Source organism: Streptomyces thermoviolaceus, assembly GCF_045209695.1.
In the GTDB taxonomy this organism is placed as follows: Bacteria; Actinomycetota; Actinomycetes; order Streptomycetales; family Streptomycetaceae; genus Streptomyces; species Streptomyces thermoviolaceus.
In genome coordinates, this window is sequence record NZ_CP109280.1 from 976,951 (window position 1) to 992,287 (window position 15,337).

Sequence of the window (15,337 nt, forward strand, 5' to 3'; positions counted from 1 at the left end):
ATGGAAAGGCGCATAACACGTCCGATTCCGTCGGTGCGCCTGTCCGCGAGCCCTGCGCTGCCGGAGGTCCGTGCACCAGGGAACGCCCTCTCCTGTCAGGAGTGCTCGGTTGCCGGCACACCCGTCAGCGCGCCGACCGGATCGGTGTCCGGGGTGCCGCGGGGCCACCAGTCCTCGCGGCCCGGTTCGGAGTCGTAGGCGTACCACAGGCCGGTGCGGCCCAGGCGGAGCTGACGGTGGCCCAGGGGGTGGGTGAGCCGGTTGCGCCAGGGCCGGAAGGCGGGCAGGCCGGCGGCCAGCAGCAGCGGGCGGGCCCGGTCGAAACGGCCGGCCGGCGGGTCCCAGGGTTCCTCGAGGACGGCGAGTGCGTCCGCGCCGCCCTGCCGCCAGGCGGCCACCGCGCGGGCCAGCTCGGCGGTGTCGCGTCCGGTGGCGGAGGCGAGCGCGGCGTACAGGGAGCGGGTGGCGGCGGTCAGCCCGGAGCCGGGCCTGGCCGCCGCGAGGCGCACCGCGTCCTGCCACAGCGTCAGTCCGCCCACCGGGTCCCGGCCGGTGGTGAGCAGAGCGTGGGCGCGGGCGGCGGCGTCGGTCGCCAGCTGGTCCAGGGCGAGCGGGTCGGGGCCGCCCGGAGCCGCCGGGTAGGCCGGGGGCGGCCCGGGGTGCGTGGGCGGGGGCAGGGGTGCGGGCAGGGGCGGGAGCGGGCGGCGGTGTGCGAGGACCTGGGAGGCGCGCACGCCCGGCAGCAAATCCGGCCCTCGCTCGTCGGCGCGGGCCGCGCGGGTGGCGTTCAGCCGGGACAGCGCGTCCAGCAGTTCTCGCTCGCCCCGGCCGCGGAGCAGCAGCAGGGCGAACGGGTCGGTGTCGAGCACGCGTGCGGTCTGGTAGCACAGGGCGGCGGCGTGCTTGCACGGTCGGCCGCGGTCGGGGCAGCTGCAGTGGGCGTCCAGGTCGCCGGGTCCGGGCAGCAGCGGTACGCCGCAGTCGGCGAGAAAGCGCGGCAGCTCCTTGTCGAGCAGCGCGGCGATATGCGCGGGGCGCTCGGCGGCGCTGCGCAGAAAGCGGTCCCAGTCCTCGTCGTCCAGAGTGGGCAGGCGCACCTCGGCCCGGTAGGGGCGCGGGCGGCTGCCCTGGACGTAGGCCAGGACCGACCCGGGGGTGACGGTGATCGCGTCGACCCGGCCCTGTTCCGCGTAGCCGCGCCCGCGGGCCAGGCGCGCCGTGTCGAGGGCGCCCTTCTCCAATGCGGTGAGCCACGCCTGGCCCCACCAGGTCTCGGCGAAGGAGGCGCGGTCCGGTCCGGCGGGCGGCAGGGCCGGGAAGGTGCGCCGGTGTTCGTTGTCCCGGTGCGGGGTGGCCATGGTGCGGGGAAGCCGGGGCGCGGCGGCCCCGGGGGACGGGCCGGCCGGGGCGGGCGCGGACACGGGCCGGGGGCCGGGTGCGTCCGGTGGCTGGTGCGGGGTGGTGCCGTGGTCCGGATGGGCGGCGGAGGGCGTGTTGCCGGGAGAGGGGTGCTCGGCTTCGGCGTCGGTGGGTGGCGCGAAGGTGCCGGCGAGCAGCTGCCTCACCTCGTCGGCGCGGGAGGCGGCGTGCTGGGCCGGGGCGTGCCGGGCAGGTGCGGGGTGCTCCGCGGGGGCGCCTGTCTCCGGGGCGGCGGAGGCTGCGGTGGTGGCCGTGCGGGAGGCGGTGACCGGCGGCGGGGTGGAGAGGTGCTCGGAGGTGTGCGGCCCGGCGGCACGGGTGCGGGGCGGGTCCTCCAGTGCCGCACGGCGGGCCAGGGCGGCGCGCAGGGCCGCTCGGGCCGCGTCGGCGGGACGGGGCGGGGCGGACCGGTCCGGGAGGGCGTGGTCGTCGGCGGGCGGGGCCGGGTCGGCCGCCGACGGCTCGTCGGACGAAGTGGCGGTGGCAGGTCGCGCGGGGTTGCCGGAAGGAGTGGCGGTGGCGGGTCGTGCGGGGGCGTCGGAAGGGGTGGAGGTGCCACACGGCGTGGGCTCACCGGAAGAGGTGGGCGTGGCGGGATGCGCAGGCTCGTCCGGGGACGGAGCGGCATCGTCAACGCTGTGCGCGGCTGCGCGGGAGGACGTGAGGTCGCCGGAGTGTGCGACATCGCCGGTGTCCCGAGGTCCGTGCGGGCGCTCGGGGTGTTCCTGTTCCTCGGAGGCGGTCTCCTCCGGGAAGGTGCCTCGGGTGGACGTCGACGGGGCCGGCGTGTCGGGGCCGGTGTCCTCCTCGGTCGGGCGGGCGGCCGCGCGTCGGGCCGCCAGTGCTTCGCGGAGGGCGGCACGGGCGGCGTCGGCCGGGCGGTGGCCGGTGGATGCCGGCTGGTCCGGGCCGGGCGTGCGGGGCGCCGGCCGGGGGGTGTCCTCGGTCGCCGTGGCGCGGGTCTGCTGCCGCCGGGCGGCACGCAGGGCGCGCCGGGCGGCGTCGGCGGGGCGGGACTCCATCAGGCCTCCCTTCGCAGTGCGACCAGGTCGGCCAGCTCGCGGTCGGTAAGTTCGGTGAGGGCCGACTCGCCGGTGCCGAGGATCGCGTCGGCCAGGGCCCGTTTGGCGTCCAGCATCTCGGCGATGCGGTCCTCGACGGTGCCCTCGGTGATCAGGCGGTGCACCTGGACGGGCTGGGTCTGGCCGATGCGGTAGGCGCGGTCGGTGGCCTGCTCCTCGACCGCCGGGTTCCACCAGCGGTCGATGTGGACCACATGGCCGGCGCGGGTGAGGTTGAGTCCGGTGCCGGCGGCCTTCAGGGACAGCACCAGCACCGGGGTGGCCCCGCTCTGGAAGCGGTCCACCAGGCGTTCGCGCTCCGGGACGGGGGTGCCGCCGTGGAGGAGGCCGGCGGGGACGGCGCGGGCGGCGAGGTGGGCGGTGATCAGGCGGGCCATGCCGACGTACTGGGTGAAGACCAGGGCCGAGTTCTCCTCGGCGAGCACGGTGTCGAGCAGCTCGTCCAGCAGGGCGAGCTTGCCGGAGCGGGCCGCGAGACGGCCGCCGGTGCGGGCGGCGTGGCCGGCAGGCGGGTTCTGCGGGTCTTCCTTGAGGTAGAGGGCCGGGTGGTCGCAGATCTGTTTGAGGCTGGTCAGGAGTTTGAGCACCAGGCCGCGGCGGGCCATGCCCCCGGCCGCTGCGATGGCGCGCATCGACTCGCGCACCACCGCCTCGTACAGCGCGGCCTGCTCCCGGGTGAGCGGGACCGGGTGGTCGGTGACGGTCTTGGGCGGCAGCTCGGGGGCGATGCCGGGGTCGGACTTCCGGCGGCGCAGCAGGAAGGGGCGCACCAGGCGGGCGAGGCGCTCGGTGGCCTCCTGGTCCTCGCCCTGTTCGACGGCGCGGGCGTGCCGGGCGCGGAAGGACTTCAGCGGGCCCAGCAGGCCGGGGGTGGTCCAGTCGAGCAGGGCCCACAGTTCGGAGAGGTTGTTCTCCACGGGGGTGCCGGTGAGGGCCACGCGGGCCGGGGTGGGGATGGTGCGCAGGGCTTTCGCGGTGGCCGAGGCGGGGTTCTTGACGTGCTGGGCCTCGTCCGCGACGACCATGCCCCAGGGCTGCGCGGCGAGGTCGCCGGCGGCGGAGCGCAGGGTGCCGTAGGTGGTGAGGACGAAACCGCCGTCGAGACCGTCCAGGGTGCGGGCGGGGCCGTGGAAGCGGCGGACGGGGACGCCGGGCGCGAAGCGGTGGATCTCCCGTTGCCAGTTGCCGAGCAGGGAGGCCGGGCAGACGACGAGGGTGGGTTCGGGGCGGGCCCGTTTCAGGTGCAGGGCGATGACGGTGACGGTCTTGCCGAGGCCCATGTCGTCGGCGAGGCAGCCGCCGAGGCCGAGGGAGGTCATGAGGTCGAGCCAGGCCAGGCCGCGCAGCTGGTAGTCGCGCAAGGTGGCGTTCAGGCCCGGGGGCGGTTCGGCGGGCCGGACGCCTGCGGTGATGCGGTCCCGCAGGGCCGCGAGGGCACCGGCCGGGACCGCTTCGACGGTCTCGCCGTCGACCTCGGCAGTGCCGGTGAGAGCGACGGAGAGGGCCTGCACCGGGTCGAGCAGACCGAGGTGACGTGCGCGGGCCTTGCGCACCAGGGCCGGGTCGACGAGCACCCAGCGGTCCCGCAGCCGGACGACCGGCCGGTGGGCCTCGGCGAGCGCGTCCATCTCGGCCTCGGTGAGCGGGTCGTCGCCGAGCGCGAGCTGCCAGCGGAACTGCAGCAGTTCCTCGCTCTGCAGGAAGCCGGTGCCGTCGGCGGCGGAGCCGGGGGCGGGCCGGACCACGGCGGTGGCGGTGAGGTCATGGGCCAGTTCGCGCGGCCAGTGCACGGCGATGCCGGCGGCCGCCAGTCCGGTGGCGGCGGGTCCGAGCAAGTCGCTCACCTCGTCCTCGGACAGGGCGAGCACATCGGGTGTCTCCTGGTCGGCGAGGCGGTCCAGGGGCGGCCAGACGCGGGCGGCGCGCCGCACCGCCAGGGCGGTGTCCACCCGGGCGCGGGGGCCGAACGCCGGGTCGGCCGTCCCCGCCCACAGGTCGGCTGCGTCGGTCACGAGCGTGGGGTCGGCGAGACTGTGCACCTGCACGATCGCCGCGCCCGCCGGGCGGGTGCCGGCATCGGGGCCGGGGTCGGCGTCGAACAGGTCGTGGGGCGCGAGGTCGAGCCGGAGGGAGATGCGCACGCCGGCGTCGGTGCCGGCGGCGATCTCGGCGGCCCAGTCACGGGCGGCGGGCAGGTGCTGGGGGTGCCGGCCGGCGAAGGGGGCGCCGCAGGCGTGCGGCGCGGCGGGGGTGCGGGGCAGGGTGTCGGCGACGGCGTCGAGGAAGGCCCGCAGCAGCGCCACCGGTTCGGGCAGCAGGAGCGGGCCGGGGCCCGGCAGGGGCACCGCGTGGCCTTCCGGCGGGAGGGCGGCGGCGATCGCTCTGAGGTGGGCGACGTCGTCGGGGTCGAGGGGGCCGGCGCGCCAGGCGTCGTGACCGCCGGGGGTCAGGCCGGGCAGCAGCTTGCCGCGGGCGACGAGCTGGAGGGCGTGCAGGGCGGCCGCGCCCCAGGCGGCGGTGGCGGGGTGGGCCGCCGGATCGTGCCGGGCGCGCACGAGGTGGGGCAGGGCCTGCTGCAGCGGCAGGGTCAGGGCGGGGACGGTGCGGCGGCGGACGCTCCGGCCGTGCGGGCGGACGACGGTGAGGTCCGTGCGCCGCGGTGCGTCGTCCGGGTCGGCCGTGCCGGTGCCGGGGGGTGCGGGCGGGCCGTCCTCGGGCCACACCCCGGTGTCGGGGTCCCACAGGGCGATGCGGCCGCGGCGGGGCAGCGAGGCGGGGAGGAAGACGGCGGCCAGCCGCACGGACACGGCGTGCCCGGTCCGGTCCGCCTCGGTCGCGGTCGGCTCGCTCATGCGCCTGTCACCTCCGATCGCCGTTCGCATCAGCCGTCCCCGACTGTACGGGCGGGGTCTGACAATCGGCCGTCCGGCGCCGGGGCGCGGCCGCCGCGGCCCTGCTCCGGCAGCGTCGTGGGACCGCAGCCGCGTCAGGGCTCGGCCCCGCTAGCGTCGTGGGACCGCCGCCGCGTCAGGGCTCGGCTCCGCTCAGGGCACGGTGCGGGAGACGACGTACACCATGGGCAGGACCGGGTCGGAGAGGTCGACCATGACGTCCTGGGTGGGCGCGGGGTTCTTCTGGCGGTGGGTGAGGCCCCACCAGTCGCCGGAGTCCCCGAACGTCCAGCCGGACACCTGCCGGTCGCGGGCGTCGATGGTGACGGCACCCTTCTTCAGGTCCGCGCGGCCCATGCCGAGGGCGTCGAGGAAGGTGTCGAGGCCTGCCTGGGTGGTGCGGAACTGCACGTAGAGACGGCTGGTCTTCCAGTTGTTCGTCTCGTAGGAGGCGACGCGGTCGGCCGGGTGCGGTATCGGCACCTGGTACAGGCGCTGCTGGACCTTGGCCGGGTAGGTCGGGGTGAGGCCGGTCGCCGCGTACTTCTGCTCCTTGTCCTTGCCGCTGTCGCGGCTCTGGTCGGCGGAGATCACCAGGTAGCCGGCCGGGACACCGATCAGCAGCACGATGATCAGCAGTGTGAGCGCGCGGCGGCGGATGCGGTGCCGTCGGTCCTCGGCCGGCTGTGGTGGCGGATCGTCGGGAGGCGCCGCCTGGCGGGGCAGCGACATCGTCACAGTGCCTCCCGGGCCGCCCGCCGTGCCTCGGCGTACCGCTCGTAGCGCTCGTAGCGCTCCACCCGGCGTCGCTTGGCGCGCCGGAAGCGGCGGGCGACCAGCCGGGCGAGGTCGGCGGCGCCGACCATGCCGGCCTCCGGACCGAGCTGGGCGCGCACGATGCGCGCCTCGGGGCGGTAGCCCCGGCCGGTCAGCTGGCGTTTGAAGGCGTCCCGTGCGGGACCGATGAGCAGGTCGTCGGCCGCGGAGACCCCGCCGCCGATGACGAAGCAGGACGGGTCGAGGGCGGCGGCCAGATTGGCGATGCCGACGCCGAGCCACTGGCCGATGTCCTGGAGCAGCTCGACGCACATGGCGTCGCCCTCGCGGGCCAGCTCGGTGATCATCGGGCCGGTGATGTCGGAGACGCTGCCCTTGACGTGCTCGATGATGCCGTAGGCGACCGGGGACTCGGCGGCCGCCAGCTCGCGGGCCTCGCGCACCAGGGCGTTGCCGGAGCTGTACTGCTCCCAGCAGCCGCGGTTGCCGCACGGGCAGCGGTGCCCGCCGGGCACGACCTGCATGTGCCCGAACTCGCCGGCCACCCCGTACTTGCCGCGCTTGACCTGCCCGTCCTCCAGGATGGCCCCGCCGATGCCGGTGCCCAGGGTGATCATGACGAGGTGGTCCTCGCCGCGACCGGCGCCGAAGCGCCACTCGGCCCAGGCGGCGGCGTTGGCGTCGTTGTCGACCAGCACGGGCACCGACAACCGCTCGGAGAGGCGGTCGCGCAGCGGCTCGTTGCGCCAGGACAGGTGGGGGGCGAACAGCACGCGGTTGCGGTCGGCGTCGACCCAGCCGGCTGCGCCGATGCCGACGGCGTGCACGTCGTGCCGGTCGGACAGGTCCAGGACCAGCTCCACGATGGTGTCCTCGACGACCTTGGGGCTCTTGGACTTGTCCGGGGTCTCGGTGCGCAGCTTTTCCAGGATGTTGCCGTCGGCGTCGACGACGCCCGCCATCACCTTGGTGCCGCCGATGTCGATGCCCACCGTCGGCACTCTGGGTGCGGTCAGGTGGGAGCGGCGTTCACGGGTGCCGACCGTGCGCAGCACGGGGGCGCGCCGGGAGCCGATGGGGGCGGTGAAGTCGCGGTAGGTGCTCATCGGCCCCGATTCTGCCGCACGTCCGGTGAGCGTGCCGTATGGGCCACCGGTGCAGCCGGGGACGGCCGGGGTTCGTGTGAGGGAGCGCACGGGTACACGAGGGCGCCGTACGGGCGCGCCTCCGCACGGGGCGCGCCGGCGTACGGTGGGGCGCTTCTCTTGCGGCTCCCCCTGCGCGGCGCACGCACGCCTGCACAGCGAGGCGTGCGTGCGCCGTCCACGCCCGGTCAGCGTGCGTGCGCCGTCCGCGCCCGGTGACCGGGCGTGGACGGCGCGGACGGTGCACGGGGTCAGGAGGTGGACTTCTCCAGCTCGTGCCGCAGGTCGTCGAGCTCGCTGCCGCCGGCCATCTGCCGGGTCAGCTCCTCCAGGGTGATCTCGTCGCGGGTGTGGTGGCCGACCATCGTGCCTCGCTTGAGCAGCACGAACCGGTCGCCGACGAGGTGGGCGTGGTGCGGGTTGTGCGTGATGAGCACCACACCGAGGCCCTGGTCGCGGGCGGCCGCGACGTACTTGAGCACCATGCCCGACTGCTTGACGCCGAGCGCGGCGGTGGGCTCGTCCAGGACCAGCACCTTGGCGCCGAAGTACACGGCCCGGGCGATGGCCACGCACTGGCGTTCACCGCCGGAGAGGGTGCCGATGGGCTGGTCGACGTCGCGCAGGTCGATGCCCATGCGCAGCAGCTGCTCGCGCGTGGTGCGGCGCATCAGGTCGACGTCCAGGCGCTTGAAGGGGCCGCGGCCCCTGCGGGGCTCGGAGCCGAGGAAGAAGTTCCGCCACACCGGCATCAGACCGACGACGGCCAGGTCCTGGTAGACGGTGGCGATGCCCCGGTCCAGGGCGTCGCGCGGGGAGGTCAGCCGGGTCTCCTCGCCCTCGATGCGCAGCGTCCCGCCGTCGTGCTGGTGCAGTCCGGCGATCATCTTGATCAGGGTGGACTTGCCGGCGCCGTTGTCGCCCAGGACACAGGTGATCTCACCGGCGTGCACCTCGAGGGAGACACCCTGAAGGGCGCGGACGGTGCCGTAGTGCTTGCTGACGTCGCGCAGCTCCACGAGCGGTGTGCGCGCAGCGGCCTCGTCGGCCTGCCGGGTGCCGGCTGCGGCCTGTTCGGCGCCGGCCGAGGTCTGTGTCACTTTCTGCTCGCCTGTCACTTGGTGCTCGCCTCCGCACGTCGGCGGACCCAGGTGTTGAGCAGGGTCGCGAGGAGCAGCATCGCCCCGAGGAAGAACTTGAACCAGTCCGGGTTCCACTCGGCGAAGACGATGCCCTTGCTGGTCATGCCGAACAGCAGGGCGCCGATCGCCGAGCCGACGGCGCTGCCGTAGCCGCCGGTGATCAGGCAGCCGCCGATGACGGCGGCGATGATGTAGATCAGCTCGTTGCCGACGCCCTCGCCGGACTGCACCGCGTCGAAGGAGAACAGCAGGTGCTGGCCGGAGATCCAGGCGCCCAGGGCCACGCCCATGTACAGGCCGATCTTGGTCCGGGTGACCGGCACGCCGACGGCCCGTGCGGCGTCCTGGTTGCCGCCGACGGCGAAGATCCAGTTGCCGGGGCGGGTGCGCAGCAGGATCCAGGAGGCGAGGACGACCAGCGCCAGCCACCACAGGATGGTGATCTTGAAGTCGACGCCGCCGACGGTGAGGGTGGAGGCGAAGACGGCGTGCGCGGAGGGGAAGCCCTCCATGTCGCCGATGGTCTTGGTGGAGACGGTGCCGTCGATCAGCTTGGTGAAGCCGAGGTTCATGCCGGTGAGCATCAGGAAGGTGCCCAGCGTGATGATGAAGCTGGGCAGCTTGGTGCGGGTGAGCATGAAGCCGTTGAAGGCGCCGATGGCGAGGGTGACCAGCAGGGACACGCCGACGCCGACCCAGACGTTGGCGGTCATCTGGTAGCTGAACATCGACGAGATCAGCGCGGAGGAGGTCACCAGCACGCCCGCGGACAGGTCGAACTCGCCGCCGATCATCAGCAGGGCGACCGGGACGGCCATGATGCCGATGGTCGAGGACGCGTACAGGACGGTGCTCAGGCTGGTGGGGCGCAGGAAGCCGTCGGCGACGAAGGCGAAGAAGACGAAGACGGCGATCGCGCCGACGACCGAGCCCAGCTCGGGCCGCGCGAGCAGTTTCCGCAGCGGCGACCTCGGCAGAATCCTTTCGTCGGTGGTGCTCCCGGACGAGGTGTCCGGCGTCTCGGCGGTGGTCGCGGTCATCGGGTGCCCCGCTTCGTGTACTCCTCCAGTGCGGCCGCCTGGTCCTTGGTGACGATCTGCGGGCCGGTGAGCACGGGCTTGCCGCCGCCGAGGGCGTCGGCGTTGTACTTGTACAGCCACAGCAGGTCGACGGCCTCGTAGCCCTGCAGATACGGCTGCTGGTCGACGGCGAAGCCGAGGGTGCCGTTCTTCAGCCCGGCGGCGACCGACGCGTTGAGGTCGAAGGTGTCGATCTCGGCCTTGCTGCCCGCGTCCTTCTTCGCCTTCACGGCCGTGTCCGCGTAGGGCGCGCCGAGGGTGACCACGGCGTCCACGGACCGGTCGGCCTGCAGCTTGGCCTCGATCGCGGACTGCACGTCGGGCATGTTGGTGCCGTTGACGTAGAGGTTCTCGACCGTGCCGGTGAAAGTCTTGGCCACACCGGCGCAGCGCTGCTCGTGGCCGACGTTGCCCTGTTCGTGCAGCACGCACAGGGCCTTCTTCCTGCCGCGCTTGCTCAGCTCCTCCCCCACGGCCTCGCCGGCCACGGTCTCGTCCTGGCCGATGTGGGTGAGCGCACCGAAGGCCTTGGACTCGGCCGACCCGGAGTTGACCGTGATCACCGGGATGCCGGCCTTCTCGGCGCGGAGGACGGCGGCCTTGAGCGCGTCGGGCTTGGCGAGGCTGACGATGATGCCGTCGACCTTCTTGTCCACCGCGGCGTCGACGAGCTGGGCCTGCTGCTGGGCCTCGTCGTCGTGCGAGTACAGGAAGTTGATGTTGTCCTTGCGCGCGGCCTGCCGGGCACCGTTCTGGACGATGTCCCAGAAGGTGTCGCCGTCACCGGAGTGCGTGATCATCGCAAAGGTCCAGCGGGGCGTGTTCACCGCCGCCCCGCCCTGGGCCGTCGCGGCCTTGCGGGCGTCCTCCGCCCGTTTGCCGCCGGTGCTGCTGCACCCCGCGAGGGACAACGACAGTGCCCCCGCCAGCGCGATGCCTACCCAGGTTGGAAACCGTGCCACGAGGCCGTGCCCTTCTTGCCGTTCTTGCTGCGTGCTTCGGACGTACAGACGGGGCCGATGACCACCTCATCAGCCCCGAACGTCTCATTATCGAACACCAGCACAGGACGGCGGCCCGCCGGGGAGGGCCGCGCGACGGCTTGTCCGGACATCGTGACCAGCCCGGAGCGTGCGGCGCGGGCGCGGAGGGCGGCGGGTGAGGACCGGCGCGGGGCCGGCCGAGGCCCGGCGCGGGGCGGGTGAGGACCGGCGCGGGGGACGCTGCCGGGACGGTCGGAGCGTCGGTCCGAGCCGCCGGTCCGAGCGCGTCGTGGCGGCGCGCGCTCCGGCCACCGGCAGCGGGCCAGGAGCGCTCCGTCCGGGCCCGTCCCGGGTCAGCCCGAAATCAGCTCCGTACCAGCAGCTGGAACTCGAAGGAGTAGCGGGACGGCCGGTAGATGTGGCTGCCGAACTCCACCGCGCGTCCGGTGTCGTCGAAGGTGACGCGCTCCATGGTGAGCAGGGGGGCGCCTTCCTTCTCGTCCAGCCGGTCCGCCTCGGCGTCGGTGGCGGCGCGGGCACCGATGGACTGGCGGGCGCTGTGCAGGGTGATCCCCGCCGACCGCATCAGCCGGTACAGGCCGGTGGCCTGCAGCTTGCCGGTCTCCAGGTCGAGCAGGCCGAGCGGCAGGTGGTTGACCAGGTATGCGATGGGCTCGCCGTGCGCCAGCCGCAGCCGTTCGATGCGGTGGACGTCGGCGCCCTCGCCCACCCCGAGGGCGGCGGCGACCTCGGCGGAGGCCGCGACGAGCGTGTTGACCAGGACGGTGGTGGCCGGACGCTGCCCGGCCGCCTCCAGGTCGTCGTAGAGGCTGCTCAGTTCCAGCGGGCGCTTGACCCTGCTGTGCACGACCTGGGTGCCCACGCCGCGCCGGCGCACCAGCAGCCCCTTGTCGACGAGCGACTGGATGGCCTGGCGGACGGTGGGCCGGGACAGTCCCAGCCGCGCGGCCAGCTCGATCTCGTTGCCCAGCAGGCTGCCCGGGGTGAGGGCTCCGCGTTCGATCGCGGCCTCGAGCTGCTGCGCCAGCTGGAAGTAGAGTGGCACCGGCGAGTTCCGGTCCACTCGCAACTCCAGAGACACCATGGGGTCCGCTTCTGCTTTGGGCACGGTGTGAGCCTAGCCGGGTGACCGGTTGACGGGAAGTCGTAACGTCCGATTGTCCGGACATGCCGTTTGACATGGACGGGCTCCGCACGCACTTTGTTGACATGCGCATTGGGGTCATCGGTACGGGCCGCATCGGCACCCTGCACGCGAGAACGCTCAGCCGTCACAGCGGGGTCGGCTCGCTCATCCTCACCGACGCCGACCCGGAGCGAGCGCGACAGCTGGCCCACCGGCTCGGCGAGACCGCGGCACCCGGGGTGGACGAGGTCTTCACCTGGGGCGTGGACGCGGTGGTGATCACCGCGGCGACCTCGGCGCACGCCGATCTCATCGCCCGGGCGGCCCGGTTCGGGCTGCCCGTCTTCTGCGAGAAGCCCATCGCGCTCGACCTGCCGGGCACCCTGGCCGCGCTCGCCGAGGTGGAGGCGGCGGGCACGATCCTGCAGATGGGATTCCAGCGCCGGTTCGACGCCGGGTACGCCGGCGCCCGGCAGGCCGTGCGCTCGGGACGCCTCGGCCGGCTGCACACGGTCCGCGCGCTGACCTGCGACCAGGCGCCGCCCCCCGCGGAGTGGCTGCCGCTGTCGGGCGGGCTGTTCCGGGACACGCTGATCCACGACTTCGACATCCTGCGCTGGGTGACCGGCCGCGAGGTGGTGCACGTCTACGCGGCCGGCTCCGCGGCGGGTCCGGCGATGTTCCGCGACGCCGGCGACGTCGACACCGGCGCGGCCCTGCTCACCCTCGACGACGGCACGCTCGCCACGGCCACCGCGACCCGGGTCAACGGCGCCGGTTACGACGTGCGCATGGAACTCGCCGGCGAGCGGGACACCGTGGTGGTCGGCCTCGACGACCGCACCCCGATCGCCTCCGTGGAACCGACCGGCCCGCCGGCGGCGGACAAGCCGTGGCCGGGGTTCCTGGAGCGCTTCGGCCCGGCCTACGAGGCGGAGCTGTCCGCGTTCGTCGAGGTCGTGCGCGGGGAGCGGCCCAACCCGTGCGACGGCCGCGAGGCCCTGCAGGCCCTGCGCATCGCCGAGGCCTGCGAGATCTCCCGCCGTGAGCACCGGCCGGTGGCCCTGGCGGAGATCCCGGGCGGTTTCGCGGCCGGGACACGGTGAGGAGCCGCGGCACCCGGACGGCGCGGGGTGTCCTGCTGCCCGCCGGGGGGGGACGCGTGCCCCGCTGCGCCCGTCCCCGTCCGCTGGGACAATCAACGGTCATGCGTGCCGCGTACATCGAGGAGCCGGGCCCGGCCGATGTGATCCGCTGGGGCGAGCTGCCCGATCCGGTGCCCGGACCCGGTGAGGTCCTGGTGGACGTGCTGGCGGTCGCGGTGAACCCGGTGGACACGCTGGTCCGCTCCGGCCGGTTCCCGACGCCGCTGCCGTTCCCGTTCGTCGTCGGACGCGACCTGGTCGGCACGGTGGCCTCGGCCGGGTCGGGGTTCGCGGCGGGCGAGACGGTGTGGTGCAACAGCCTGGGCCACGAGGGCCGGCAGGGGGCGACCGCCGAGCGGGCGGTGGTGCCCGCCGACCGGCTCTACCGGCTTCCGGACGGGGTGGGCCCCGAGGAGGCGGTGGCCGTGCTGCATCCGGCCGCCACGGCTTGTCTTGCGCTGTTCCGGCACGGCGGCCTGCGGCCGGGCGAGACGGTGCTGGTCGGTGGTGCGGCGGGCAATGTGGGCAGCGCTCTGGTGGAGTTCGCCGTGCGCGCGGGGGCCCGCGTGCTGGGCACTGCGGCGCCCCGGGACCACGACCATGTGCGGTCGCTGGGCGCGGCCGAGGTCGTGGACTACCGCGCCGAGCATCTCGCCGAGCGCCTGGCGGCCCTGGCTCCCGACGGGATCGACGTCCACGTCGACACCTCCGGGCACAACGATCTGCGCACCGCGGTGGCGCTGCTGGCCCGCCGGGGCCGCATCGTGCTGCTGGCCGCGTTCGCGGACGAGCCGGTGCTGCCGGTGGGCCCGCTGTATGTGAAGGAGGGTTCGGTGCGCGGCTTCGCCCTCTCGCATGCGACGGCCGGTGAACTGGCCGAGGCGGCGCAGCGGATCAACCGGCTGCTCGCCGAGGGCGGTCTGCGTCCGCGCGCGGTGGAGTACGCGCCGATGAGCGCGGCGGCCGAGGCGCACCACCGCATGGAGCGCGGCGAGCTGCACGGACGCCGGATCGTCCTGCTGCCCTGACCGCGGCCGGGACGCGTGCTGCCGCTGCTCGCCCCGCGGCCGCGTGTACGGCGGGTGGGGGGTCCGCGGGGCGAGCGGCCTGTGCGGCGCCGGCCGGGGAACCGTCAGGCGCCGTCCGTGCGGATCAGCAGCCGAAGTCGATCAGGTCGAACGTCTCGTAGTGATCCGCGGTGTAGTAGTCCTCCTGGTACTTCTCGCCGGTGACGATGCGCCGGGCACCGCGGGTCTGCGAGCCGGGGGTGATGACCGTGTACTCGTGGTAGTAGCCGGTCTGCTGCTGCGGCAGCACGCCCTCGCGGTTCTGGAAGACCGTGCCGTCCTGCTCGAAGGGGAACGGGCCGCCCTGTTCGATCAGATCGAGGGTGTCGTACGCCTCAGCAGGAAGGTCGCTGTAGCAGATGTGACCGACCGAGGCCACGGCGGCGTTGGCCGGACCGGCGGTGACGGTGCCGCCCACGAGGAGGGCGGACAGCAGGGCGCCCGCGGCGCCGAGACGCGTGAGCTGTGGGGGGAATCGCATGGACCCATGATGACGCGCGTAGAGCATGGCATGTCAACGACAACTTCGTGGAGTTTTCCGGGACAAGCGGTGAAGCGACGGCGATGACGATCGTCCGTCGCGCGCCCCGGACGGCCCCGCGAGGGTCAGCCGACGCGCGTGGAGAACAGCCCTCCCGTCGGCCCCTGCTTGTCGCCGCCCTGGTCCTTCTTCAGGGCGTTGGCCAGGCTTTCGAGGGTGAGGGACTGCAGGACGACCCGGCCGTCGCCCTCCAGGGTGGCCAGGGACAGTCCCTCGCCGCCGAAGACGGCGTTCATGATGCCCTGGCGGTCGAGCCCGCCGACGCGCTGGACGCCGTAGCGGATGCCCTCCTCGAAGGCGACCACGCAGCCGGTGTCGACCTCGATGCGGCCGCCGAAGTCGGCCGGGTTGAGGTCGATGAAGGTGCCGGCGCCCGCGATGATCACCGTGCCGTGGCCGGTGAACGTCTCCAGGACGAAGCCCTCGCCGCCGCTCGTGCCGGTGCGGCCGCCGGTGAAGGCGATGCCGAAGTCGACGGTGGACTCGGCCGCCACGAAGGCGTCCTTCTCCGCGAACCAGGCGCGGGTGCCGTCCAGCTCCAGGGCGCGCATCTCGCCGGGCAGCACGCCCGCGAAGCCCACGGTGCCCTTGCCGCCCTGGGCGGTGAAGTACGGGAACGCCGGCGACTCGCCCGTAGGGACGCGCCGGCCGACCTGCATGGCCGTGCCCATGGCCTGGCACAGCAGTCCGCCCACGCCGCCCTGGCCGCCCTCGCCCGAGGTCTGCCGGTCACTGCCGGACGGCCCGGACAGCCGGGTCTCCATGGTCACGTTCGCGCCTCCTGAACAGAAACTCGCCGGCCTCGCAGTAGACGGTCTGGCCGACCTGCAGCTGGACGACCGCCATCCGCATGGCGTTGCCGACGATGTTCTGGTGAAGGGGCACGCCCGGAAACAACGCCGGACCGGTCCGGGAAGTT

General features: G+C 74.1%; 11 protein-coding genes and 1 pseudogene. 2 read left to right on the top strand and 10 right to left on the bottom strand.

Annotated elements, in window-relative coordinates; translation table 11 throughout:
* Positions 1–95: 95 nt before the first annotated feature.
* The 8 genes from OG899_RS04350 to OG899_RS04385 all read right to left on the bottom strand — a co-directional run bounded on the left by OG899_RS04350 (position 96) and on the right by OG899_RS04385 (position 11,620).
* Positions 96–2,441: an SWIM zinc finger family protein gene (locus OG899_RS04350; protein WP_406310909.1), complete on the bottom strand. Its 2,346-nt coding sequence runs from the start codon at positions 2,439–2,441 to the stop codon at positions 96–98.
* Complete coding sequence (locus OG899_RS04355; protein WP_189427910.1) at positions 2,441–5,353, bottom strand: DEAD/DEAH box helicase; 2,913 nt, start codon at positions 5,351–5,353, stop codon at positions 2,441–2,443. Before OG899_RS04355 ends, OG899_RS04350 begins: the two co-directional genes overlap by 1 nt.
* A 192-nt stretch (positions 5,354–5,545) precedes the next feature.
* Positions 5,546–6,130 (bottom strand): sugar kinase, encoded by a 585-nt coding sequence (locus tag OG899_RS04360; RefSeq protein ID WP_125496010.1) that lies wholly within the window; start codon positions 6,128–6,130, stop codon positions 5,546–5,548.
* A complete protein-coding gene (locus tag OG899_RS04365) occupies positions 6,127–7,275 on the bottom strand; it encodes an ROK family glucokinase (RefSeq protein ID WP_125496009.1) in 1,149 nt (382 codons plus the stop codon). Before OG899_RS04365 ends, OG899_RS04360 begins: the two co-directional genes overlap by 4 nt.
* Before the next feature lie 290 nt (positions 7,276–7,565).
* Positions 7,566–8,333, bottom strand: coding sequence for an ATP-binding cassette domain-containing protein (locus tag OG899_RS04370; protein ID WP_125496027.1), 768 nt, complete (start codon positions 8,331–8,333; stop codon positions 7,566–7,568).
* Between the two features lie 95 nt (positions 8,334–8,428).
* A complete protein-coding gene (locus OG899_RS04375) occupies positions 8,429–9,496 on the bottom strand; it encodes an ABC transporter permease (RefSeq protein ID WP_125496008.1) in 1,068 nt (355 codons plus the stop codon).
* On the bottom strand, positions 9,493–10,497 hold the full coding sequence (locus OG899_RS04380) for a sugar ABC transporter substrate-binding protein (protein WP_125496007.1): 1,005 nt from the start codon (positions 10,495–10,497) through the stop codon (positions 9,493–9,495). The genes OG899_RS04375 and OG899_RS04380 overlap by 4 nt, the downstream gene beginning before the upstream one ends.
* A gap of 385 nt (positions 10,498–10,882) precedes the next feature.
* Positions 10,883–11,620, bottom strand: a complete 738-nt coding sequence (locus tag OG899_RS04385) for a GntR family transcriptional regulator (RefSeq protein ID WP_185867764.1) — start codon at positions 11,618–11,620, stop codon at positions 10,883–10,885.
* A 128-nt stretch (positions 11,621–11,748) separates the two neighbouring features.
* Here OG899_RS04385 and OG899_RS04390 point away from each other — a divergent pair, with 128 nt between their 5' ends.
* Positions 11,749–12,771, top strand: coding sequence for a Gfo/Idh/MocA family oxidoreductase (locus OG899_RS04390; protein WP_125496006.1), 1,023 nt, complete (start codon positions 11,749–11,751; stop codon positions 12,769–12,771).
* A 101-nt stretch (positions 12,772–12,872) separates the two neighbouring features.
* Positions 12,873–13,838, top strand: a complete 966-nt coding sequence (locus OG899_RS04395) for an NADPH:quinone reductase (RefSeq protein ID WP_406310910.1) — start codon at positions 12,873–12,875, stop codon at positions 13,836–13,838.
* A 124-nt stretch (positions 13,839–13,962) separates the two neighbouring features.
* Here OG899_RS04395 and OG899_RS04400 read toward each other — a convergent pair whose 3' ends face one another.
* Both OG899_RS04400 and OG899_RS04405 read right to left on the bottom strand, forming a co-directional pair.
* Positions 13,963–14,358: a ribonuclease domain-containing protein gene (locus OG899_RS04400; protein WP_125496004.1), complete on the bottom strand. Its 396-nt coding sequence runs from the start codon at positions 14,356–14,358 to the stop codon at positions 13,963–13,965.
* Positions 14,359–14,483: 125 nt separating this feature from the next.
* Positions 14,484–15,303: pseudogene (locus OG899_RS04405) on the bottom strand (AIM24 family protein).
* Positions 15,304–15,337 lie beyond the last annotated feature (34 nt).